Source organism: Marinobacter sp. H13 (assembly GCF_059072335.1).
This window is the reverse complement of record NZ_JCACRU010000001.1, coordinates 2,121,991-2,144,181: the sequence shown is the minus strand read 5'-3', so window position 1 is coordinate 2,144,181 and position 22,191 is coordinate 2,121,991. Positions and strand designations below refer to the sequence as shown.

At 60.4% G+C, this 22,191-nt stretch carries 22 protein-coding genes; 12 read left to right on the top strand and 10 right to left on the bottom strand.

The window, feature by feature from the left end; translation table 11 throughout:
- Positions 1–2 precede the first annotated feature (2 nt).
- From AC5JQH_RS09905 to AC5JQH_RS09885, 5 genes are read left to right on the top strand one after another with little or no spacing between them, the layout of a single operon-like run.
- Positions 3–668 carry a methylamine utilization protein gene (locus AC5JQH_RS09905; protein ID WP_008176712.1) on the top strand — a complete coding sequence of 222 codons (666 nt, stop codon included), beginning with the start codon at positions 3–5 and terminating at the stop codon, positions 666–668.
- Entirely contained in the window at positions 668–3,022 is a 2,355-nt protein-coding gene (locus AC5JQH_RS09900; protein ID WP_493805538.1) for a putative bifunctional diguanylate cyclase/phosphodiesterase, read from the top strand. The genes AC5JQH_RS09905 and AC5JQH_RS09900 overlap by 1 nt, the downstream gene beginning before the upstream one ends.
- A complete protein-coding gene (locus AC5JQH_RS09895) occupies positions 3,019–3,894 on the top strand; it encodes a DUF3034 family protein (protein ID WP_273017635.1) in 876 nt (291 codons plus the stop codon). The genes AC5JQH_RS09900 and AC5JQH_RS09895 overlap by 4 nt, the downstream gene beginning before the upstream one ends.
- Before the next feature lie 2 nt (positions 3,895–3,896).
- Positions 3,897–4,346 carry a group I truncated hemoglobin gene (locus AC5JQH_RS09890; RefSeq protein WP_108018207.1) on the top strand — a complete coding sequence of 150 codons (450 nt, stop codon included), beginning with the start codon at positions 3,897–3,899 and terminating at the stop codon, positions 4,344–4,346.
- Between the two features lie 16 nt (positions 4,347–4,362).
- The gene (locus tag AC5JQH_RS09885) at positions 4,363–4,749 is read left to right on the top strand and encodes a DoxX family protein (protein ID WP_062783591.1); all 387 of its coding nucleotides are present in this window, start codon (positions 4,363–4,365) and stop codon (positions 4,747–4,749) included.
- 14 nt (positions 4,750–4,763) lie between these two features.
- On the opposite strand, the gene AC5JQH_RS09880 is transcribed toward AC5JQH_RS09885, so the two are convergent.
- On the bottom strand, positions 4,764–6,560 hold the full coding sequence (locus AC5JQH_RS09880; RefSeq protein ID WP_493805537.1) for a sensor domain-containing diguanylate cyclase: 1,797 nt from the start codon (positions 6,558–6,560) through the stop codon (positions 4,764–4,766).
- 159 nt (positions 6,561–6,719) lie between these two features.
- Here AC5JQH_RS09880 and AC5JQH_RS09875 point away from each other — a divergent pair, with 159 nt between their 5' ends.
- Complete coding sequence (locus AC5JQH_RS09875; protein ID WP_008176702.1) at positions 6,720–6,950, top strand: DUF1653 domain-containing protein; 231 nt, start codon at positions 6,720–6,722, stop codon at positions 6,948–6,950.
- A gap of 116 nt (positions 6,951–7,066) precedes the next feature.
- Entirely contained in the window at positions 7,067–8,389 is a 1,323-nt protein-coding gene (locus tag AC5JQH_RS09870) for a Na+/H+ antiporter family protein (protein WP_008176701.1), read from the top strand.
- Between the two features lie 319 nt (positions 8,390–8,708).
- Here AC5JQH_RS09870 and AC5JQH_RS09865 read toward each other — a convergent pair whose 3' ends face one another.
- Positions 8,709–8,966, bottom strand: coding sequence for a YheV family putative zinc ribbon protein (locus tag AC5JQH_RS09865; RefSeq protein ID WP_008176700.1), 258 nt, complete (start codon positions 8,964–8,966; stop codon positions 8,709–8,711).
- 57 nt (positions 8,967–9,023) lie between these two features.
- Complete coding sequence (gene prlC / locus AC5JQH_RS09860) at positions 9,024–11,069, bottom strand: oligopeptidase A (RefSeq protein WP_493805536.1); 2,046 nt, start codon at positions 11,067–11,069, stop codon at positions 9,024–9,026.
- A gap of 293 nt (positions 11,070–11,362) precedes the next feature.
- On the opposite strand from prlC, the gene AC5JQH_RS09855 reads away from it, so the two are divergent.
- From AC5JQH_RS09855 to AC5JQH_RS09835, 5 genes are all read left to right on the top strand, one after another.
- Positions 11,363–11,899, top strand: coding sequence for a gamma carbonic anhydrase family protein (locus tag AC5JQH_RS09855; protein WP_008176696.1), 537 nt, complete (start codon positions 11,363–11,365; stop codon positions 11,897–11,899).
- Positions 11,900–11,965: 66 nt separating this feature from the next.
- Positions 11,966–12,211 (top strand): hypothetical protein, encoded by a 246-nt coding sequence (locus AC5JQH_RS09850; protein WP_008176693.1) that lies wholly within the window; start codon positions 11,966–11,968, stop codon positions 12,209–12,211.
- Positions 12,204–14,108, top strand: coding sequence for a glucans biosynthesis glucosyltransferase MdoH (gene mdoH / locus AC5JQH_RS09845; RefSeq protein ID WP_493805535.1), 1,905 nt, complete (start codon positions 12,204–12,206; stop codon positions 14,106–14,108). The genes AC5JQH_RS09850 and mdoH overlap by 8 nt, the downstream gene beginning before the upstream one ends.
- Positions 14,109–14,286: 178 nt before the next feature.
- Positions 14,287–15,855 (top strand): alkaline phosphatase family protein, encoded by a 1,569-nt coding sequence (locus AC5JQH_RS09840; protein ID WP_493805534.1) that lies wholly within the window; start codon positions 14,287–14,289, stop codon positions 15,853–15,855.
- Positions 15,856–16,044: 189 nt separating this feature from the next.
- Positions 16,045–16,500: an Hsp20/alpha crystallin family protein gene (locus AC5JQH_RS09835; RefSeq protein WP_008176686.1), complete on the top strand. Its 456-nt coding sequence runs from the start codon at positions 16,045–16,047 to the stop codon at positions 16,498–16,500.
- Between the two features lie 41 nt (positions 16,501–16,541).
- On the opposite strand, the gene AC5JQH_RS09830 is transcribed toward AC5JQH_RS09835, so the two are convergent.
- From AC5JQH_RS09830 to dprA, 7 genes are all read right to left on the bottom strand, one after another.
- Positions 16,542–16,859: a PA4642 family protein gene (locus tag AC5JQH_RS09830; protein ID WP_008176684.1), complete on the bottom strand. Its 318-nt coding sequence runs from the start codon at positions 16,857–16,859 to the stop codon at positions 16,542–16,544.
- Between the two features lie 113 nt (positions 16,860–16,972).
- Complete coding sequence (locus AC5JQH_RS09825) at positions 16,973–17,806, bottom strand: flagellar motor protein MotB (protein ID WP_008176682.1); 834 nt, start codon at positions 17,804–17,806, stop codon at positions 16,973–16,975.
- Positions 17,807–17,810: 4 nt separating this feature from the next.
- Complete coding sequence (locus AC5JQH_RS09820) at positions 17,811–18,584, bottom strand: motility protein A (protein ID WP_104270371.1); 774 nt, start codon at positions 18,582–18,584, stop codon at positions 17,811–17,813.
- A 55-nt stretch (positions 18,585–18,639) separates the two neighbouring features.
- Positions 18,640–19,467 carry a shikimate dehydrogenase gene (aroE, locus tag AC5JQH_RS09815; RefSeq protein ID WP_008176678.1) on the bottom strand — a complete coding sequence of 276 codons (828 nt, stop codon included), beginning with the start codon at positions 19,465–19,467 and terminating at the stop codon, positions 18,640–18,642.
- A complete protein-coding gene (gene hemF, locus AC5JQH_RS09810) occupies positions 19,460–20,386 on the bottom strand; it encodes an oxygen-dependent coproporphyrinogen oxidase (RefSeq protein ID WP_273155867.1) in 927 nt (308 codons plus the stop codon). The genes aroE and hemF overlap by 8 nt, the downstream gene beginning before the upstream one ends.
- 8 nt (positions 20,387–20,394) lie before the next feature.
- On the bottom strand, positions 20,395–20,967 hold the full coding sequence (tsaC, locus tag AC5JQH_RS09805; RefSeq protein WP_493805533.1) for an L-threonylcarbamoyladenylate synthase type 1 TsaC: 573 nt from the start codon (positions 20,965–20,967) through the stop codon (positions 20,395–20,397).
- A gap of 45 nt (positions 20,968–21,012) precedes the next feature.
- Positions 21,013–22,155, bottom strand: coding sequence for a DNA-processing protein DprA (gene dprA / locus AC5JQH_RS09800; protein ID WP_493805532.1), 1,143 nt, complete (start codon positions 22,153–22,155; stop codon positions 21,013–21,015).
- Positions 22,156–22,191 lie beyond the last annotated feature (36 nt).

Here is a 22,191-nt window from a genome sequence, read left to right as displayed (position 1 = left end):
TAATGAAAGTATCAGCGATTGCAGTGCTGGCGGGACTGTTGATTTCTGCCATGGTATCGACAGCCAACGCGTACGAGCTGTCCGTAACCGTCACCCTGGAAGGCAACACCGAACCCGTGGCCAATGCCGTGGTTTCCGTAGACAGTGCCCGTCCGGCAACACCGGTTTCTGCCGAAATCTATCAGAAGGATCGCGCCTTCCATCCCCATGTACTGGTGGTGCCAGTCGGCTCCAGCGTGGATTTCCCGAATCGCGACAATACCCAGCATCACGTGTATTCCTTCTCGCCGGCAAAAACCTTCAACATCGAGCTTTACGCCGACCGCCCGGCGGCTCCCATTGTTTTCGACAAGCCAGGCATCGTTGAACTGGGCTGCAACATTCACGACCACATGCAGGGCTTTGTGGTGGTCACCGACACCGCTGACACCGGCCGGACAGATACCTCCGGCAAGGTCACCCTGTCGCTCGATACACTGCCCAGCGAGGGCAGCCAGGGCACGGTGACACTTGAGATCTGGCACCCACGGCTGCCGGATAATACCCGCCCGGTCACCCGTGAAATCGAACGTGATAGCGAGTCCGCAATCGTCACCCTCAATCTTGAGCCCGAGCCTGCCGCAGAAGGCTCGCTGGACCGTCTCCAGCAGCGCTTTCGGGAGCTTTGATGGGTCTGGTATCTCGTCTCGGATTCCGGGGCCGGCTTATTGCGGCGATGATCTCACTGGTGGCGCTGGTCAGCCTGGTGATCATCGCCCTGCTGATGGTGTACCTGTTCGAGGATGAAAAAAGCCGTGCACTGGAACAGCTGGCCATCGGAGAGCGGCTGACCAACGAGGTCATTGATCGCCGGACCGATCTGGAACTGTCCCGGCTCAGTGTTGTGGTGCAGGATTTCGGCTTTCGCTCGGCCATTGCCAGCCGCGACCCGGCAACCATCGACAGTGCCCTGGAAAACCACAGCGGCAGGGTGGGTGCCGACTTCGCGCTCTTGCTGGACAGTCAGGGAGAGCCCCTGGCCTCGACCCTGCAAAACCCTTTTCCTGCCGTCAGCCAGGAACAGCTGACAAGCACCCGTCGTAATGGGTTTACCCGGTCACTGCGGGCCATTGATGGCAGGGGCTACGAGATTCTCATCATCCCGATAGAGGCCCCGGGGCTTCGGGCCTCGCTGGTCAGCGGCTTTGCCATGGACCAGTCCCTGGCAGAGGTCATCGCCAGGCTCAGTGGCACCTCGGTGATCTTCCGGGCGCGATCGAACCAGAACGACAACCTGAACAGTTTTGCCGCCACCAGCAGCATCGATGCCAAGCTGGAACAGGAGCTTGCAGGCGCATCCGCCAACGCCAATTTTATTGAAAGTGCCGGTTATTTCACCCGGATCATCAACCTGGGCGAATCAGACCCCGCCGCCGTCCAGGCCGTGCTCCTGATCAGCCGTGATGCCACGCTCCAGAATTACTACCGGCGAGCGGTGGAAATTGCCCTGCTGGTGACCGCCATCCTGATTTTCGCCATTCTGCTGGCGCTGGTCATTGCCCGGAACCTCGGGCGCCCGGTTTTGCAGCTGGCAAGCTACGCGCGGGCTATCGGTGAGGGCACCACACCCGAGGCACCGGCCATCCGGGCCGGCGGCGAACTGACCCAGCTCCGCAACGCCCTGCGGGATATGCTGTCTGGCCTTCGGGAGCGGGAAGCCCAGATCCGCTATGCGGCAACCCACGATGACGTCACCGGACTGAAAAACCGCAACGCCCTGATGCAGGAGGCCGCCGAGCTGTTTGAGAACCGTGGCACGGGTTCACTGGTGGGGATCCGGCTCAACGATCTCTCCGATATCAACGACACCCTGGGGCTGGAATTCGGCGACAAGGTCCTGATCGGTATTGCCAAGCGCCTGCAGCAGGAACTCCCGGACGCCCATATCCTCGCCCGCACCGGTGGCGGCGAATTCCTGGCCCTGATCCCTTCACTGCCCCCGGAGCAAGGCAGTGACAGAATCCGGCAACTGCACGCGCTCATCGAATCTCCCTTGCAGGTAGACCAGACGCCCTTCTCCCTCAGGGTCACCATCGTCACCATGGAACTGCCGGAAGATGCCTCGGATACCGACGCCCTGCGTCGCCGGCTCAATCTCACCTTCGAGCAGGCGGAGGCCCACCCCGAAGCCTTCACGCGCTACAAGCCCGGACAGGATGAAAGTCATCTCCGGGAACTGAAACTGGTTACCGATCTGCACACCGCCATCCTGAACAACGGGTTGCACATGAACTATCAGCCAAAACTGAACAGCCAGACCGGTGAGCTGGTTCAGGTGGAAGCCCTGGTACGCTGGATTCACCCGGAGTTGGGCTTTATTTCCCCGGAAGAGTTTATCTTTCTTGCCGAACAGTCGGGACAGATCCACGATCTGACAGCCCATATCCTGCAACGGGTCGCCAGCGATGCCCGGCGTTGGCACGAACAGGGTGTTGATGCGGGCGTCGCCATCAACCTGTCCGCCATGGACCTGACGTGGCCCGCCCTTATCCAACACATTGGCGACACCTTCGAGGGCTGGCACCACAATCTGGAGCGGGTGACTCTGGAAGTCACCGAAAGCGCCCTGATGGAAGACCCGGAAGAGGCGATGGCAACACTGAACCGGCTCCGGGAACTGGGCGTGACCCTGTCGGTAGACGACTTCGGTACCGGTTATTCCTCGCTGTCCCAGTTGCGCAAGCTCCCGGTACAGGAGCTGAAAATCGACAAGTCGTTCGTGCTCAGGCTGGATACCGAGCCCCAGGACCAGCTGATTGTGCGTTCCACCATTGATATGGCCCATGGCCTCGGGCTGAAGGTCGTGGCCGAAGGCATCGAGAACCTGGAGGCATGGCGCCTTCTGCAACATTGGGGCTGCAACCTGGCTCAGGGCTTCTACCTGAGCCGCCCAGTCGCACCGGAGGACCTGCCTGAGACAGCCCGCGCCCTGGCTGACCGCCGGGAGGAATTGACCCATACCAACCCGGAGTATTCAGAATGACAGCAAGATGCCTGGTAACAATGGCCGTGGCGCTCCTGTTCGCACCGGTGGCCGGCGCCGACATTGGCAGCCGGATCTGGGCGACCGGAGGCGTTACCACCATCGAGGGCAGTGCCGGCGGCGGCCTGGTGCCCTGGGCACTGCTTGGAAGCTACGCCAGCGATGAGGAGTGGGGCGGCACCCTTGCACTCAGCCGGGCCGAAGTCGACGATTACTCGCTCTCGGTCACCGGTGCCGGGCTGAACTGGAACAACCGGCTGGAACTCACCGTGGCCCGGCAGACCCTGGATCTGGACAGCCTGGTGTTTACCCTTAAAGACGGCTTCGGCCTGGAACAGGACGAACTGAACCAGGATATTTTCGGCGCCAAGGTCCGGCTCGTCGGCGATGTGCTGTACAGTCCCTGGGGCCAGTGGTCTGCCGGTCTGCAGTACAAGCGCCAGCGGGATTTCACCGTGCCGTCGGCGATTGGCGCCCGGGACGACAGTGGCACCGATGTGTATGTCAGCGGCAGCAAGCTGTTCTTTGCCGCCGTGATGGAGCGCAACCTGCTGGTAAACCTGTCCGCGCGGGCAACCCGGGCCAACCAGGGCGGGCTTTTGGGATTTGGCGGTGACCGTAACAACAGTCACGAACTGATGATGGAGGGCAGCGTCGGGCTTTTCCTGAATCGTCAGTGGCTGATAGGTGCCGAATACCGGCAGAAGCCGGACAACCTGAGCTTTGCCACCGAAGACGACTGGTGGGATCTGTTTGTCGCCTGGGTTCCGGACCGTCGCCTGGCGATTACAGGCGCTCTGGTCAACCTGGGTGACGTTGCCACACTGGAAGACCAGCAAGGTCTGTATCTGTCGCTGCAGGGGAGTTTCTGAACATGGGCCTTACCAATCGCTACGCCACGCTTTCCGCCCTGTTGATGATGCTGGCACTGCTACTCGGTGGCTGCCAGAGCCTGAATACCGAACCCGAAAACAGTCTGTATCAGCAGCTGGGTGAGCGGGAAGGCATCGCAAACGTGGTGGAAGACCTGCTTTACCTGATCGTCGAGGATGAGCGCATCAACCAGCAGTTCAAAGGCATGGACGTCGCCCAGTTCCACCGCAACCTCACGGATCAGCTGTGCGAGCTCAGTGGCGGGCCCTGTGCCTACACCGGTCGGGAGATGCGCGAGCTGCATTCCGACATGGCCATCACCGACACCCAGTTCAATGCCCTAGCGGAAAACCTGATCCTGGCCATGGAGAAGAACGATATTCCCACCGGCGCCCAGAACCGGCTGATCAAACAGCTTGTGCCGCTGTATCCTGACATTCGCAACCTATAGAACGGAGACCCGTACCTTGCTCGAAAACGCTGATCTGGGAAAACTGATTATCCGCCTGACCCTGGGCGGGCTGATGCTGTTCCACGGCATTGCCAAACTGCTTAACGGTGTTGGTTTTATCGAAGGCGAACTGGCCAGCCACGGCCTGCCTACCTTTCTTGCCTACGGCGTATTTGTCGGCGAAATCATTGCACCGCTGATGGTGGTTCTGGGCTATCAGACCCGGATCGGAGCCCTGCTGATCATCTTCAACATGCTGTTTGCCATTATCCTGGTACATGGCAACGAACTCCTGAGCCTTGGACGCGGTGGCGGCTGGGCACTGGAGCTGCAGGGCTTCTTCCTGTTTACCGCCGTGGCAGTGATTTTCCTCGGGCCGGGCCGTTACAAGCTGAAGAACTGAAGCTCAGAGACACCTCAGGCACCGGGTACGGTCGCCGCCCTGAAATCACGGGCCACCATGACCCGGTTTCGGCCGGACTCCTTGGCCGAGTACAGGGCTTCGTCGGCCTGACGGATCAGTTCCTGGGGCTCCATATCTGGCCCTGGCACCAGGCACGCCACGCCCACACTGATGGTAAGACTGACCGGAGCCACCCGTTCCCCGGAATGCACCGGGGAACGGGCCACCGCCTGACGCACTCGCTCGGCCACCCGAACCGCTCCCTCCTCAGGCGTGGCTGGTAGCAGGATGCTGAATTCCTCGCCGCCATAGCGGGCCAACAGATCCCCGGAACGCTGCACTTCTGCGACGCACAAGGCGGCCACCGCGGTCAGGCAATCGTCGCCAACCAGGTGTCCCAGCTCGTCGTTTACCCGCTTGAAGTGATCAATATCCAGCATCAACAGGCTCAACGGGTGACCGTGTCTCTGGGCCCGTCGCCACTCATCGTTGAGTTTTTCATCGAACCGACGCCGGTTGGCCACATGGGTCAGACCGTCGGTGAGGCTGATCGCCTTGAGCTGCTCATTGGCCCGTTCCAGTTCGTCGGTGCGCGCCTGAACCCGCATCTCCAGGGTCAGGTTGGCCTGCTGCTGGATCGCCAGCGCCTGCTCCTGGGCCTCATGGCGCTTGCGACGTTCCAGGTTGATCCGGTAGGCAAGCGCAAAGGAAAGCAGAACCACCTCCAGGGCCACGCCGATCTGAGGCATGAACTCGGTCAGGAAACTGCGGGGCATGATGCCAAGCTTGCTGACCGCGAGAATCAGATGGCCGATCAGCAATGGCGTCCAGGCCAGAACGTAGAAACCGCCCAATACCTGACCTTTCCGCCAGACCAGGAAACCGATGAACCAGACCGCGGGAGTGACCACTGCCGCAATCGCGCTGACCAGGACAATCCCCGTCTGGTAACTGCCAAAAAGAGTAAAGACGAAGCTGGCAGAAATGGCGGCCAGAATCCACTGCAGGAAGCGGTAACTTCTGAGGCTGTAGGACCGGATATTGAGAAAACGGATGGCGAAGATAATGGCGGAGAACAGAGCGAAACAGATAACCGGAATGGTGAAATACCGGTTGATACCCGGGGCATTCGGCCACAGCCACTGGAAGAGCACACCATTGAAGTTGAGCTGAACCAGCCCGGTAAACACAACAGTCAGCACGTACCAGAAGTAGGTGGAATGGCGCACGATGACAAACAGAAACAGATTGTAGAGCGCCATCGCAGCGATGATACCCAGAAACATCGTCTGCCAGCCGTAAGACAGCTGCTCATTGGCCAGGAATTCGGCCGAAGGCGTGACTGCCACGGGAATCTGTACCGACCCGAGCGTTTGCACGCGCACAAAGGCGGTCGCCGTATCGGTATTCGACGGTACCAGGAAGACGAAATTGCGGTGATAAATCGGGCGACTGCTGAACGGGAGGGTATCGCCCGTATGGTGGGTCTGGATCAGCTCGCCATCAACCACCCAGTGCACGGACACCTCGTCCAGCAACGGATAGCCGATTTCCAGAACCCGGTTCACCGGCTCTGGCGGAATCTCGACTCTCAGCCAGAAACTGCCATCGCTGAACCCGCGATTAAAAACCTCATTTGAGCCAAACCTCTGCCAGGCGCCCGGGGGCAGGGCGCGAACGTCTTCGAGTGCCAGCTCATCGGCGGGCGCTTCCAGCCAGTCAAAGGCGACGGGAGCGGCCTGAACAGGCGCGCTGGCCAGGCATGCCAGCGACAGAAAAATCAGAAGGATGCAGGATAACTGCCGCATCATAGCGGTTTCCGGTTTCCGGGCCCTTCCTGGTGTTCTACACTTTCAGGCCCTGACTGAGTCTTTTTGCATCCTTGCAGTTGCTTCCATTTTAGACGGTTGCGCGTGCTGCGTCCTCTATAACTGCAAGGCCAGCATAGCCTGAAACCATCGAGGCCTAGAATGACCGAACGCAAGAACGACATACGCCCTGGCCGTTACCGGCACTATAAGGGCAAGGATTACGAAGTACTCGGGATCGCCCGGCACAGTGAAACTGAAGAACAGATGGTGGTTTATCGCTGCCTGTACGGTGATTACAGCCTCTGGGTACGCCCGCTGACCATGTTCCGGGAAACCGTGGAAATGGCCGGCGAACAGGTCCCCCGCTTTGCCCGCCTTGACGAAGTCTGACCGTTACACAACCGCTTTGACTACCGCGATCATTTCCTGCACATTACCGCGCTTTTCATGATGCCGGTCCCCACAAGGGGCCGGACAAACCATTAATTCCTACCCGGAGTTTTGCCATGAATGCCGTCGTTGCCGCGGTCGCGATTATGCTCGTGCTGAGTTTGTGCCGCATCCACGTTGTTGTTGCCCTGATTATCGGTGCCGTATCCGGCGGCCTGATTGCAGGAATGTCCCTGGAAGCCACCATCGAAGCCTTCAATAGCGGCCTGGGCGGCGGTGCCACCGTGGCACTGTCCTATGCCACCCTCGGTGCTTTCGCCGTTGCCATCGGCAAGTCCGGCCTGGCCCACGCCCTGGCCGACAAGGCCCTGGCCCTGGTCGGTCGCCAGGAAGAAGGCGCCGCCGTTAACGGCATCCGCTTCCTGATCATTGGCCTGCTGCTGGCCATTGCCATCTCGTCCCAGAATATCCTGCCGATCCACATTGCCTTCATACCTTTGGTAGTACCGCCGCTGCTGTACGTAATGGCAAAACTGAACATGGACCGGCGCCTGGTAGCCTGCGTGCTGACCTTCGGCCTGATTACACCCTACATGTTCCTGCCCGTCGGCTTTGGCGGCATCTACCTGAACGAGATCCTGATCGCCAAGATCAACGCCAACGGCGTCGATGCCTCCGGCCTGAGCGTCATGAAAGCCATGGCCCTGCCAGCGTTGGGCATGCTCTGTGGTTTGCTGATCGCGGTCTTTTTCAGCTACCGAAACGGCCGCACCTATAACCTGGAAACCATCACCAAAGCGGAACGGGTAGACACCAGCTACAGCCCGCGCACCCTGGTGATGGCCTTGGTCGCCATCGTCACTGCCTTCGTGGTGCAACTCTGGCTTGGCTCGATGATCCTGGGCGCCCTGGCCGGGTTCGTGCTTTTCAACCTGTCTGGTGTGGTGCGCTGGAAAGAAGCCGATGACCTGTTCACCGAGGGCATGAAGATGCTGGCCATGATCGGCTTCATCATGATCGCCGCGTCTGGTTTTGCCGAAGTGATGCGGGAAACCGGTGAAATTGCCGCCCTGGTGGACAGCTCCGTGGCGACTATCGGCGAGAACAAGGCCATGGCGGCGCTGCTGATGCTGGTGGTGGGTCTGCTGATTACCATGGGTATCGGTTCGTCCTTCTCGACCATCCCCATTATCGCGGCCCTGTACGTGCCCCTGGCCCTGCAGTTGGGTTTCAGCCCCCTGGCCATCGTGGCCCTGGTCGGCACCGCCGGCGCCCTGGGGGATGCCGGTTCCCCGGCCTCCGACTCCACCCTCGGCCCCACCGCCGGCCTGAACGCCGACGGCCAGCACAACCACATCTGGGATACCGTGGTGCCGACGTTCCTGCACTACAATTTGCCGCTGCTTGGCTTTGGGTGGTTGGCGGCTATGGTTCTTTGAGCTGGGAGGTTTTTCTGTAGCCTGCTTGTTGAGGGGAGTTGCGAGGGGGCCGGGATATTTTTCCCTTGGAAATGGCAACTCGCTGCGCTCAGACATCAATTTCCGGCGGGAAAAATATCCCGGCCCCCTCACATAGAAACCATCAGATATCGCTGAAAAGAATTTGCCTTAAAGAGATATCTTTTGAGTCAGATCGAGAGGGTGTGGGTGTGCTTTTCTGCCGGGAAAAAGATGTCTGAGCGAAGCGAGTTGTTTTTCCCAGAAGAAAAGCATTCCCATGGCCTCTCCGCCCCTCAACCAGAAGGCCAGGAGATAAGAATTAATCCTCGTCGTCAGCAGCAGACTTGAAAAACACAACCTGCTTGACGGTGTGATCGTCCTCGTTCTTGCGCTTGTTCACCCGGGTCTCGAGCTCGGGGTTGGACGGTTGTTCGGCGTCAGACACCGCATCGGTGAAGCCGCAGGCCACGCACTCGCGTACCTGGTCATCGTCGTCGGTGGTGAACATCATGATCTTGTCCATCTCCGCGCAGCGAGGACAGACGGCGCCGGCGATAAAACGTTTTGGACTCGCCATATAAATACTCCCGTTTGGAACAACCGGCAGCCTTTACGACTGCCGGCTCAAATTGGGTCAGGCCGCTTCGTCCGTGATGCCGGTTTGTTTCAGTAGCGCATCCACCTGCGGTTCGCGACCCCGGAAGGCCTTGAACAATTCCATCGGCTCCTGTGAGCCGCCTTTCTCCAGAATATTATGGAGGAAGGCCTTGCCGGTTTCCGGGTCGAAGATACCTTTTTCCTCGAACAGGGAGAAGGCATCGGCCGCCAGCACTTCCGCCCACTTGTAGCTGTAGTAGCCAGCCGCATAGCCACCGGCAAAGATGTGCGAGAAGGAGTTGGGGAAGCGGTTGAATTCCGGGGCTTCCACCACGGCAATCTCGCTTCGCACCTTGCGATGCATATCCAGCGGGTTGGTGGGCGCTTCGTCGGTGAATTCCGCGTGCAGGCGGAAGTCGAACAGTGAAAATTCGAGCTGGCGCACCATGCCCATGCCGGACTGGAAGTTCTTGGCCGCCAGCAGTTTCTGCAGCAGATCTTCCGGCAGCGGCTCACCGGTTTCGTGGTGCGAGGCGATCAGGCCCAGGGATTCCGGATTCCAGCACCAGTTTTCCAGGAACTGGCTGGGCAGCTCGACGGCGTCCCAGGCGACACCGTTGATGCCGGACACATCCAGCACGTCCACCTGGGTCAGCATGTGATGCAGGCCGTGGCCGAATTCGTGGAACAGGGTGGTGACCTCATCGTGGGTCAGCAGTGACGGCTTGCCGCTGACCGGCGGTGTGAAGTTGCAGGTCAGGAAGGCTACCGGCAACTGGAGCTGGCCACGCAGGTTGCGCCAGCGCACCCGGCAATCGGCCATCCAGGCACCGCCACGTTTGCCTTGGCGGGCATAGAGGTCGAGATAGAACCAGGCCAGGGGCTCACCGTTGCGACTGATACAGTAGGCAGTCGCATCCTCGTGCCAGGTTTCCACTTCCGGCTTCGCTTCAATCTGGACATCGAACAGCTTTTCAGCGACACGGAACAGTCCGGGCACCACCTTGTTCACCGGGAACCAGGGACGCAGGGTTTCCGGAGAGATGTCGTAGCGCTTCTGGCGAAGCTTTTCGCTGTAATAGCCGATATCCCAGGCCTGCAGTTCCTCGGCGCCGTACTCGTCTTTCGCGAACGCCCTGAGTTCGGCAAATTCTTTTTCGGCCTGGGGCTTGGACTTGGCCGCCAGCTGGTTCAGGAAGTCCAGCACTTCGTCGCTGCTGCGGGCCATCTTGGTGGCCAGAGAGCGCTCGGCGTAATTGTCAAAGCCCAGCAGCTTGGCCTGGGCGTGGCGGCGCTTGAGGATCTCCGCCATCACCGGGGTGTTGTCCCACTGGCCGGCATCCGGGCCCTGGTCGGAGGCGCGGGTCACAAAGGCTTCATAGACTTCCCGGCGCAGATCCCGGTTGTCGCAGTAGGTCATAACCGGGAAGAAGCTGGGGAAATCCAGGGTGATCACATAGCCTTCCAGCTCTTTCTGGCGGGCGGCCTGCTTGGCGCTCTCAATAGCCGTCTCCGGGACGCCGGCGAGCTCATCCACGTCTGTGATGTGCTTGAACCAATGCTGGGTTGCGTCCAGCACGTTATCGCTGAACTTGTTGGACAGCTCGGACAGCTCCCGGGACAACTCGGCATACTGCTTTTTCTTGTCTTCCGGCAGGTCGACACCACCCAGATGAAAATCCCGGAGGGTGTTTTCCACAGACTTGCGCTGGGCTTCGCTCAGGTTCTTGAAATCGTCTCGCTCGGCCAGCTTCTTGTAGGCGTCGCAGAGGGCCGCGTTCTGGCTCACTTCGGTGCTGTACTCGGTGAGCTTCTCCAGGCAGTTCTTGTAAACCTTGCGCAGCTCGTCGTTGTTCATCACGCCGTTCAGGTGCGAAATCACCGACCAGGCATTGCTCAGCTTGTCGTCCAGCGCCTGCATCGGCTGCGCCAGGTTCTCCCAGGTGGGATCCTCCTGCTCCGCGAGCTGGCTGATCTTCATCCGGTTTTCACTGAGAATCTGGTCAATTGCCGTTTCCATGTGCTCGGTGCGAACATGGTCAAACTTCGGCAACAGGTCGTCAGTCAGTAACGGGTTATTCATAGGTCCCCTTCTCAGCTAGTCGAATCTTGGGTAGTTTGGTTTCTTCAAGTTATGAGGCTGGCACCTGTGGGAGAGGCCCTTCCAAAACACGCTCCTTGCGGCACCCCTCCGGGGTCCGGCCTGCAATCATAGATTGCAGTCGTTCGGCTGAAGCATGAAGCTTTGCTTCATAAACGCTCAGCCTCACCCATGTGACGCTTGACTGTCGCCATCCATGGCGACAGACAGTTTTGGAAGGGCCTCTCCCACAGGCACCCCGGGCCTTCGGGTAATTCATCAATGAGTACTATGTAATGACGAATATACGTTCACACAAGGGTATCACGCCAGATTTTGGGGAACGGGCGTGGGTAGATCCAAGTGCAGTGGTGATTGGCGATGTTGAAACCGGCGATGACGTTTCCATCTGGCCGATGACCGTGGTGCGTGGCGATATGCACAAAATCCGTATCGGGCATCGGTGCAGCATCCAGGATGGGTCGGTTCTGCATATCACTCACGCCAGTGACTACAACCCCGGTGGTTATCCGCTCACACTGGGGGACGACGTGACTGTGGGCCACAAGGCGCTGCTGCACGGCTGCACCATTGGCAGCCGCGTTCTGGTGGGCATGGGCTGCATCATTATGGATGGCGCCGTGGTGGAGGACGAGGTGATTGTTGCCGCGGGCTGTCTGGTGCCACCTGGCAAAACCCTGGAATCCGGGCACCTTTATGTGGGATCGCCCTGCAAAAAAGCCCGGGCGCTGACCGAGAAGGAGCGGGGGTTCTTCAAATACACCGCCGCCAACTACGTCCGCCTGAAGGATGAGTACCTTAACGATCAGTAAGCCAGTGGTCTGAACTCAGGGCCGTAGCCGTATGTTTCGGGGTAACCCAGCATCCCGAAGACCATTGTGGATTCATCGGACGAACCGTTTGATCGAGCATTGCTGTACCTGCGTGCTGCAGGCCACGATACCGGCCCGGAAACCCGAGCGCGGGTACACAGCATGTTGCAGGCGCGCGAGGCTGAGAGCCCGGCCTTGAGTACCGGGCAATTACTGGAACAAATGTCCCAGTGGTTTGTCCTGCCCGCGCTTCATCAGGGTCGTCATCTGCCACCCATAGCCCGGGCCAGTATCAGGTATCCCCGTGATTAATGCCGGCTCCTGGCGCCCGGTTGCCTTCCGGCGCCGCTTCCTGCTTGTCTTCCTCGTTGCCGCTCAGACGCTGGCCGGCGTGGTTCTGTTTGCCCAGACTATCCCGGATCAGGCCAGTTCCGGAATGATCGCCTTATTGCTGTTGGTATTCGGGGTGCTGTTTGCCTGGATTGGCGTGGGTTTCTGGACGGCCGTTTTCGGATTCGTTGCCCTCCGTTTCGGTGGCGACCCCTGGAGCCTTTCCAGCCGTGCAGGGCCGAGTGGGCCCTCGGAGTCGCTCTCTGCCCCAACCGCGGTCGTGATGCCCATCTGCCATGAACCTGTGCAGCATTCCCTCGGTGGTTTGAAAGCGATCATCCAGGATCTTGAGCAACAGGGGCAGGCCGGGCCCGTGGATTTCTATGTGCTCTCGGACAGTCGGGACCCGGACATCTGGCTGGAGGAACAGGCGACCTGCGAGCAGATACGCCGGGAGCTGGGCCCAGGCCAGCACCTATTCTACCGGCGGCGCAACATCAACCTGAACTACAAGAGCGGCAATATCGCCGATTTCCTGCGTCGATGGGGTCGCCGCTACCGCTATATGGTTGTGCTGGATGCCGACAGTCTGCTCAGTGCCCACTGCATTACCCGGCTGATACGGCTCATGGAAGCCCGGCCCGAGGCGGGGATCATCCAGACCACACCCCGCCTGGCCCGGGCAGAAACCCGGTTTGCCCGTCTGCAACAGTTTTCCAACCGCTGTTATGGCAGGCTCTACAGTGCCGGACTGGCAGCCATCCAACTGGGGGAAGCCACTTACTGGGGCCACAACGCGATCATCAGGGTAGCCCCGTTCATGGCTCACTGTGGTCTTCGCAAGCTTCGGGGGCCCGGTCTGTTCCGGGGGCCCGTTCTCAGCCATGACTTCATCGAGGCTGCACTGATGGGCCGGGCAGGCTACGAAGTATGGCTGGAACCGGCCATCGCCGGCAGTTTCGAGGAATCACCGCCGACACTCGAAGACGACCTGATCCGCGACCGGCGCTGGTGTCGGGGCAATCTCCAGCACCTGTGGCTACTGGTAACCATGGGCAAGATCCGAATGGCCCACCGGATGGCCCTGTTGACCGGAATTTTCTCGTACCTGGCCTCTCCGCTCTGGCTGGTTTTCCTGGGCTTGTCAGGCTATGTGGCGCTGGCCGATTCGACGCCGGCTTTGCCGGGCGTGATGGCTACCACGGACACAGGCTCTGGTCCGGGCTTTCTGCTGGTCCTGGTGACTTCGGTGCTGCTGTTCGGCCCCCGGCTGCTTGCAATAGCGGACCACTCGTTGGCAAAGCGCACTACCCGGTTTGGCGGGCTGCTCAGGCTCTCGGGGAACACGCTGATGGAGACGCTCGCAGCACTGGCGCTGGCCCCCATCCGGATGTTGATTCACACCTTCCATGTTGGGGGCGCGCTGTCGAATCTCAGAGTTGGCTGGCAGGGACAGAACCGGTCCGGCGCTGCCAAGCCGGGACTCAGCCTTCGGCACTTTGCCCTCCTGCTGGCTTCCGCCGTTGCGGCGCTCAGCCTGATCCAATGGCACGCGCCGTCGCTGACACCCTGGGCCCTACCGGTAATGGCACCGGTATTACTGGCGCCGGCTCTGGCCTTCTTGCTGGCCCAAAAGCCCGGCACAGGTACCTGGCTGAAAGTGCCCGAGGATGGTCATATCGCGAGAGTGATTGAGCTGGCCAGCGCCATACCCCCACTTCGCCATAACCCCGACCGGTTAAGCTGGTTCGAGCAGATGGTTCTGTCGCCGGTCTTTGCCAGGGTTTCCCGATATGACGCTCAGCCGGCCCCGGTAAAAAAGCACGGGCACTGGAACGGCTGGTCAATCTTTGCGCCACGGAGGGTAAAGAGGCCCTGAATGACCGGCAGCTTAGCCTGATCTGCAACCATCCGGTGGCCCTGGAAGCCCTGCATTGGCGAGCCTGGAATGCCTCACCAGAATCACCATGGCGTGACGTGCTGGCTCGTATGGCGCAGTCCGTTGAAGGGGCCCCTCCGGCAGCAGTGTCCTTGCCCCGTCGGCGAGACGAACTGGCATGGGTAGAGGCGGCCTCGTGATACTGGCCTGGCTGCTCATCCTGAACGGGTTATTCCTGCTGCCCGCTCTGGCACTGCCCGGTGACAATCCCTGGTTTTCCCCGGAAGCCCTGGTCGTCTGGGCCGTCATCTGCGGGCTCAGAGTGCCGCAACAGCGGTATCGCGTCGCCCAGGTGTTGGCCGTTCTGTATGGGCTGCTGGTGCTTCTTGTTCTGGTAGATGCCCTGGTTCGGGAAAGTCTTGGCCGAGGACTGAATCTTTATCTGGAGTTTGGTCTGCTGGACGCCGCCTGGAACCTGCTGGATACCAACCTGGGGGGCGTTCTGGCGGTGCTGGCTCTCGGTGCTCTGGCAGCCGTGCTTGTCGGGATAGGCTGGCTGTTTCACTATGGACTGGACCGACTGGGCCATCATTCCCCGGCCCATCTGGGCAAACCCCTCTGGCTGATGTCCGGGCTTTTCCTGGCCGGGGCCGTAACCCCGTGGATTGGTAGCCCGGCACTGGCGTTCGTTGCCAATCAGGCTTCCCTGATCACCCACACCCACCAGACAACCCGGAACTTTGCCGCCGAGCTGAACACCCGGCCCGGACGACAGAGCCAGCCCACTCCGTTGCCAAAGCTGGCGCAAACGGATGTAATTCTGGGTTTTATCGAATCCTACGGCGTGTCGACAATCACCGACGAGCGCTACCGTTCGACGGTCAGCCGAGGCCTTGAAGCCATGGGCCGGTCACTTGACGCGGCCGGGCTGACGGTCGCCACCGGCCGGCTGCAATCACCCATCCAGGGTGGCCAGTCCTGGCTTGGTCATCTATCCGTGTTGAGTGGCCAGTGGATCCACAACCAGCTTGCCTACGAAACCCTCCTCAGCTCCGGCTACGCCACTCTAATCGATGACTTCCGCAGTACAGGGCACAGCACTGTCGCCGTGATGCCGGCAATCACCCAGGCTTGGCCCGAGGGCCGGCTGTTCCGCTACGACCGGATTTACGATCACGATGATCTGGGTTACCAGGGGCCGCCATTCAACTGGGTCACCATGCCCGACCAGTACACCTGGCACCGGTTTCAGGACATTCGCGATGCGAATGAGGGGCCGCTCTTTGCCGAGCTGGCGCTGATCAGCAGCCACGCCCCCTGGGTGCCGATCCTGCCGGTGCTCGATGACTGGCAAAGCATCGGCAACGGTGAAGTGTTCCGGCGCTGGGAGGGTGCCGGCGAGGCGCCGGTTTCGCTGTGGCGCGATCCGGACCGGGTCCGGGAACATTACGGTCAGGCGATTGCCTATGCTCTGGAAGTTGCCGGAGGCTTCGCCGCCCAATACCTGCGCCAGGACGCCCTGATGATCATTCTGGGTGACCATCAGCCGGCGCCATTGATCACCGGCGAGGATGCCAGCCGGGATGTGCTCGTTCATGTCATCAGTGCCAACCCATCGCTGGTGGAACCTTTCCTGTCCGGCGAGCTCCCGGGATTCCAACCCGGTATCCGGCCCGATCCGGAGACGGCAGGCGCCACCATGAGCCGATTCCGTCCGTTTTTACACCGGCATTTCGGGGAACTCTGAAGCCAATTTGACCCTGATCAAAATTCGACCAACCCCACCCTTGAAAACATTTTTGCTGCACCTACATTCGGAATTAGCAGAGGTTCACGGATAGCCATCCGGCAGGCGCTACCGGCATGGAGCTGTTCCGCGATCGAAGCTGATATTCAATTATTCAGATTCGTTTCGTTTGAAAAGGAGGGATGCTTTATGAGCAATCTTACCCGTTGGAATCCGGTCAATGAGTTCGAAGACCTGATGAACCGCTATAACCGCATGTTCGGCCTGACCCGCTCAGGCGGCGAGCGCGAAAGCAAAGACGTGTTCAGCCGCAGCGACTGGGCTCCGGCCGTGGACATCAAGGAAACTCCGGAGGCCTTCACCATCGAGGCGGAGTTGCCGGGCATGTCCAAGGAAGACGTAAAAGTAACGGTACACGAGGGCGTTCTGAGCATTCAGGGTGAACGCAAGAGTGAAAACGAGACCGACGACAAGAAGCACCACCGGATAGAGCGTTTTTATGGCAGCTTCCTGCGCCGCTTCACGCTGCCGGACAATGTCGATGAGAACAGCGTGAAGGCCAACTTCAAGGACGGCATGCTGACCCTGACGCTCCAGAAAGCCGAGCCGAAGGAGCCCAAGGCCATTGAAGTCGACGTGCAGTAAACGCCGACAACCTCAGGCAATAACGCACGGCCGCAGCGGGATCAGTTCCCGGCTGCAGCCGTTTTTTTGGCACCGGCCTTTTCCAGCGCGCGGGCATAATCCACACTGCGGCGATGCCGGGAAATCAGGTCCAGAATGGTTTCCCCGTCCGGGCCGGTGGCATTCAGATCCCGTCCTTCGGCAACGAGAAATCCGATAAAGCGTTCGAAATCTTCCGCTCGCATGGCCTGGTAGGCTTTCAACAGAGCGTTATAGTCGGCATTCTCCGCAGCATCCCAGGGGCGGATATCCAGAAAACTCCTGACCCGCTCATCGCTCCATTCCTCGCCAATCACTTTCGGCTTATCCGGTCCACTCATGGTTGCTCTCTCGCTTCGCTGTGCCAGTGAATTATCGGGCGCACAGTATAAAGCCCTGAAAGCTGGACAGTTATATGGATTGCGAATGAGAAGCTACGCCTCAGATATAAGGCTCAGGGCCTGATTTCGACGGGCAGATCGCCGGTGGGCACCTCGTCGTTGCATTCGGGATTGCGAATGGCGATTTCCACCCGGCGATTCAGGGCCCGGTTCTCCGGTGTGTCGTTCGGCGCAAGCGGGTTGGTCTCGGCACGCCCGGCCGCCACCACCCGTTCGGCCGGCACCTGCCGATTCATCACCAACTCGTGCACCACGGACACGGCACGGGCCGCGGAAAGATCCCAGTTAGAGCGGTAGCGGTCACTGGAAATGGGCCGGTTATCGGTGTAGCCGGACACCAACACATCACCGGTACACGCCGACAGCACGTTCACCACCCGTTCGATAATCGGGATCATCTCGGGCTTGATGGCGGCCTCGCCGGATCGGAAGGTAGCCTCCTCGGAGAAGCGGATCACCACCTGGTTCTGGTCGTAATTGACACTCAGGGCTTCCGAAGCCACCTCCGATTCCAGTTCCCGGATCATCCGGCTGGCCAGATCGATCACACCACCCGGAATCTGGGTGGGCGCGGCACCCTCCGCGCGCTCATCAATGAACTCGGGCTCCCGTGCCTGGGATTCTGTGGGCTCGGGAAGGGAGACCGTGTCCGATTCAATCATGGTCAACGGGGAGCCACCAATATCCTCCGCCAGGACGTTGCTGGAGCCAAAGGCCACGGCCATGGAGTTGGCCATGGCCCGGTACTTCTCAACGTCCATTTCGGCAAACGACAGCAGCAGTATGAAAAAGGTCAGCAGCAGGGTGGCCAGATCGGCAAACGTGACGATCCAGGCCGGCGTCTGGTTCTGCAGACGCTTCCTGTTTTTCTTCTGGACCAGTTCCAAACCCTCAGGCCTCCCGCTCCGGCGCCAGGCCGGTGCGCTGCTCAGGAGTAACAAACGAGGACAGCAGTTCGGTCATCACCCGGGGGTTCTCGCCGCGCATGATGTTCTTTATGGACGTGATGATCAGCATCTGGTTCCGGGACTCGTCCTCGGCTTTCAGCTGCAGCTTGTCGGCCAGGGGCAGGGCAATCAGCTGGGCAATAAACGCACCGTACAAGGTGGTGAGCAGGGCGATCGCCATGGCCGGGCCAATGGAAGACGGGTCATCCAGGGTATTAAGCATCTGTACCAGACCCACCAGGGTGCCCAGCATGCCAATGGCCGGGGCCGATTCGCCAATACCCCGGAACACCCGCTCGGCCACTTCGTATCGCTCGGCGGTCTGCTGGGTTTCCTGGGCCAGCGCCTCTTCCACCAGTTCCGGCGGGTGGCCGTCGACGCACAGATTGATCGCCTTCTGCAGGAACTCATTATCCGTCTGGTGGTTTTCCAGGCCGAGAATGCCCTCTTTGCGCACCACCATGGCCAGCGCGCCCACTTCCCGGATCAGCTCCGCCGGCCGCGCCATACGGTCGGTAAACGCGGCAGACATGGCCAGGCGGAACGCGCTCATCACCGACGCCATGCGGAACTTGATCAGGGTTACGGCAAAAGTTCCGCCCAGCACAATGGCGAGGCCCGGAAGATTCAGGAACGTCAGGAAGGAGGCGTTGGCCAGCATCGCCAGCACGACGATCAGGACACCAGCCACAAGCCCCACAAGGGTAAGAATATCCATCGAAAATCCCTACGGAATGTTGACCCTGAGCATAGCCCAATCCGGGGGCCGCGACTCAGTCGTTACGCAATTCCTCAATGACAGGACGTGTGGCGGGGCTGATGCCGCGCCAGATCCGGAACGATTCAGCCGCCTGCTCCACCAGCATACCAAGCCCGTCATGGACGATCTGTGCGCCCTGTTCAAGTGCCCACTGATTGAAGGTGGTGGTCTGCAGAGAATACATCATGTCGTAGACCACCGTTTGCTCTCCGAGTACCTCCGGTGACAGCGGTGGCAGATCGCCCTGGAGGCTGGCACTGGTACCGTTGATGATCACGTCAAAAGGCTCCCGGGGCTGTTCGAATCCGCAGGCAGAAAGCGCGGTCTCGCCCGCCACGGGTTTAAACAGCTTAACCAGCGCGTCAGCCTTGGCAACCGTCCGGTTGGCAATGGTAATGGCGGCAGGATGCTCCGCCAGGATCGGCCCCAGAACACCACGAACCGCGCCACCGGCCCCCAGCACCAGGATGCGTGCCTGCCCAAGGACAACACCGTGGTTCACAACCAGGTCTCGCACAATACCGCACCCGTCAGTGTTGTCAGCGGTGAGCCGGCCCTCGTCATCGAGATACAGGGTATTGGCGGCCCCGGCATTCTCGGCCCGCTCGGTACGACGGTCCGCCAGCTTCCAGGCGTCCTCCTTGAAGGGCACGGTTACGTTCAGGCCCTTGCCACCCCGTTCAAAGAATTGCCTCACCGTGCCGGCAAAATCATCCAGTGGCGCCTGGATGGCCGTGTACTCAACCGGCTCACCGGTCTCGCTGGCAAACAGGCTGTGGATCCTCGGCGATTTGCTGTGGCTGATGGGGTTGCCAACTACCGCGTAGAGATCGTTAGTCATGTTGGGTCTCCAGCCAGTTCCGCCCGGTCAGGAAATAGTCTGTCAGCCGGGCTTCTTCCGAATCGGGCTCCGCGGTCCGGTTGTAGTCCCAGCGCACCAGCGGCGGCAGCGACATCAGTATGGATTCGGTGCGACCGCCGGATTGCAGGCCAAACAGGGTGCCGCGGTCATAGACCAGGTTGAATTCCACGTAGCGCCCCCGGCGGTAGAGCTGGAAATCCCGCTCACGGTCACCAAACGGATGATCCATTCGGCGCCGGACGATCGGCTCGTAGGCGTCTATGTAGCTATCGCCCACCGCTTTCATCAGGCCGAAATCCTGCTCGAAGTCGCCGGTGTTGTGGTCATCAAAAAACAGACCACCAACACCCCGGGGTTCATCCCGGTGTTTCAGATAAAAGTAATCATCGCACCAGTCCTTGAAGCGCTTGTAGGTGCCCTCTCCAAATGGCTCACAGGCGTCGCGGGCTGTCCGGTGCCAGTGCACACAGTCTTCCTCAAAACCGTAGTAAGGCGTCAGATCGTAGCCGCCGCCAAACCAGTAAACCGGCTCGCTGTTCTTCGGCGTGGCAATAAAAAACCGCACGTTGGCGTGGGAGGTCGGCACATAGGGGTTGTTGGGATGGATCACCAGGGACACACCCATGGCCTGCCAGGGTGCACCAGCCAGATGGGGACGATGGGCGGTGGCCGAAGCTGGCATGGTATCGCCCATAACGTGAGAGAAATTAACACCACCTTTCTCGAACACCCGGCCTTCGGTGATCACCCGGCTGACGCCACCACCACCTTCGGGCCGGTCCCAGGCATCCTTGATGAACGATGCGCCATCATCGAGGGCCTCCAGACGGTTGCAGATGGACTCCTGCAGGCCCAGCAGATACTGCTTGACCGCCTGGCTATCGGGTTGCTGTGCCATAAACGCTCCTAACGAAGTTGCTGACCGCTGACAATATCAATAATACGGCTGGGTTTGCGATTACCGCCCAGTGCTCCCGGAACGATCCAGTCCAACTGATCGCCAAAATACCCGCGCACCTGCCAGATATGGCGGGCAGGCGGTCGCCCGGCCGGATTACAGGACGTGGAGACCAGGGGCATGCCCGTCGCTTCACAGAGCGCCCGCACCACCGGGTGCTCGCTGACCCGAACCGCGATGGAACTGTGCTTTCCGCGCACCCATTCCGGCACCTGTCGCTCCGGGTCTGGCAGCAGACAGGTCACGGGGCCGGGCCAGTGCCGCTCGGCCTCGGCCCGGAGCAGAGGGGGAAGGGGATCCAGCAGGAAGCGGACCTGGTCAAGGGAAGAAGCCACCAGAATCACGCCTTTCTCGACCGGGCGCCGCTTCAGCTCCAGAACCTTCTCCACCGCTTCCTGGTCCCAGGGATCACAACCCAGCCCCCAGACAGCCTCGGTGGGATAGGCAATAACGCCGCCTCCGAGAACCGTGCGGCGAGCGCAGTGCAATTGCCAGTCAGATAGAGGGTGGGAATGGGCCATACTGCTTGTGTCAGACGTTGATCCGGTTAGATGATCACACGGGGTTCAGGCGATTTTCTGAAAGCCTCCCGGTGCCGAGCTGACCAGCCCCTGCAACTCCAGAAGCAACAGGGACTGCATAAGCTGATCGGCAGGAAGGCCGGTTGCTGAACTCAGTGCGTCGGTTGACTGTGGATCATACCCTAAAGCCTCAAACACCGCGATTTCACGGCCGTCGAGGCCAGCCAGGGGGCCCTTGCCTCCAGGCTTCGGTTCCGGGGTGCCAGCCGCCTCGGTTACCAGCGGCGGGGACCACCAGGCACCAAGCTCCTCCAGGATATCCTCCACCGTTTCCACCAGGCGGGCCCCCTGTTTGATCAGGTGATGACACCCCCGGGCAACAGGGCTGTGCACCGAGCCGGGAATGGCGAATACTTCCCGCCCCTGCTCCAGCGCCATCCTCGCGGTAATCAGGGAGCCGCTGCGCAGTCCCGCCTCGACCACCAGCACCCCACGGCTCAGGCCACTGATAATCCGGTTACGTTGGGGAAAGTGCGCGGCTCTTGCCGGTGTACCGGGGGGATACTCGGAGATCACCAGCCCCTGGGCAATCACCCGCTCACCCAGTCGCCTGTGTTGGTGCGGGTAGATACGATCCAGACCGCAGCCAATCACCGCGACGGTGGGATACCCCGCATCCAGTGCCCCCGCATGGGCAGCGCCATCGACCCCGAGCGCCAGACCGCTGGTCACCATCAGATCGCGGGCGCTCAGTTCGGCGGCAAAACGCCGGGCATGATCCAGGCCGGCGGGCGTAGCCTTGCGACTACCGATGATACCGATCTGGTCCCGTGCCAGGAGCTCCGTATCACCTCGGGTGAAGAGCACCAGGGGCGCGTCGTGAATGTGCCGGAGCTGCTCGGGGTAGTGGGTATCTCCCCAGGTCAGAATACCGACGGCATGCTTCTGGCAATCGTGCATTATGGTCCGCACCTCACGAACCGCCGGATGCGCATCATCCTGCTTTTGCCAGGCCTGGATTGCGGCCATGGCGTCTGCAGTCATGCCCACGGCCCGCAGGGTTGCAGCATTCATGGAAAGCATTTGGGGCAAATCAGGAAATTCAGTCAGCAGTTCACGCCGACGGGTACGGCCGAGGCCGGGCAGGCAAGTCAGGAACAGCCATTGGGCTGTGGCAGAGGAAAACACGGCATCATCCTTGAAAACAGCGAGGCCGGACCTTCC

What these genes read in the sequence shown, in the direction of transcription:
- AC5JQH_RS09865 (WP_008176700.1), bottom strand. Translation starts at nt 8,966, where the DNA reads ATGGCGAGTCCAAAACGTTTTATCGCCGGCGCCGTCTGTCCTCGCTGC.
- AC5JQH_RS09835 (WP_008176686.1), top strand. Translation starts at nt 16,045, where the DNA reads ATGAGCAATCTTACCCGTTGGAATCCGGTCAATGAGTTCGAAGACCTG.
- AC5JQH_RS09875 (WP_008176702.1), top strand. Translation starts at nt 6,720, where the DNA reads ATGACCGAACGCAAGAACGACATACGCCCTGGCCGTTACCGGCACTAT.
- AC5JQH_RS09880 (WP_493805537.1), bottom strand. Translation starts at nt 6,560, where the DNA reads ATGATGCGGCAGTTATCCTGCATCCTTCTGATTTTTCTGTCGCTGGCA.
- AC5JQH_RS09895 (WP_273017635.1), top strand. Translation starts at nt 3,019, where the DNA reads ATGACAGCAAGATGCCTGGTAACAATGGCCGTGGCGCTCCTGTTCGCA.
- prlC (WP_493805536.1), bottom strand. Translation starts at nt 11,069, where the DNA reads ATGAATAACCCGTTACTGACTGACGACCTGTTGCCGAAGTTTGACCAT.
- AC5JQH_RS09855 (WP_008176696.1), top strand. Translation starts at nt 11,363, where the DNA reads ATGACGAATATACGTTCACACAAGGGTATCACGCCAGATTTTGGGGAA.
- hemF (WP_273155867.1), bottom strand. Translation starts at nt 20,386, where the DNA reads ATGGCACAGCAACCCGATAGCCAGGCGGTCAAGCAGTATCTGCTGGGC.
- AC5JQH_RS09890 (WP_108018207.1), top strand. Translation starts at nt 3,897, where the DNA reads ATGGGCCTTACCAATCGCTACGCCACGCTTTCCGCCCTGTTGATGATG.
- AC5JQH_RS09870 (WP_008176701.1), top strand. Translation starts at nt 7,067, where the DNA reads ATGAATGCCGTCGTTGCCGCGGTCGCGATTATGCTCGTGCTGAGTTTG.
- AC5JQH_RS09820 (WP_104270371.1), bottom strand. Translation starts at nt 18,584, where the DNA reads ATGGATATTCTTACCCTTGTGGGGCTTGTGGCTGGTGTCCTGATCGTC.
- aroE (WP_008176678.1), bottom strand. Translation starts at nt 19,467, where the DNA reads ATGACTAACGATCTCTACGCGGTAGTTGGCAACCCCATCAGCCACAGC.
- AC5JQH_RS09905 (WP_008176712.1), top strand. Translation starts at nt 3, where the DNA reads ATGAAAGTATCAGCGATTGCAGTGCTGGCGGGACTGTTGATTTCTGCC.
- AC5JQH_RS09830 (WP_008176684.1), bottom strand. Translation starts at nt 16,859, where the DNA reads ATGAGTGGACCGGATAAGCCGAAAGTGATTGGCGAGGAATGGAGCGAT.
- AC5JQH_RS09900 (WP_493805538.1), top strand. Translation starts at nt 668, where the DNA reads ATGGGTCTGGTATCTCGTCTCGGATTCCGGGGCCGGCTTATTGCGGCG.
- tsaC (WP_493805533.1), bottom strand. Translation starts at nt 20,967, where the DNA reads ATGGCCCATTCCCACCCTCTATCTGACTGGCAATTGCACTGCGCTCGC.
- AC5JQH_RS09840 (WP_493805534.1), top strand. Translation starts at nt 14,287, where the DNA reads ATGGGTAGAGGCGGCCTCGTGATACTGGCCTGGCTGCTCATCCTGAAC.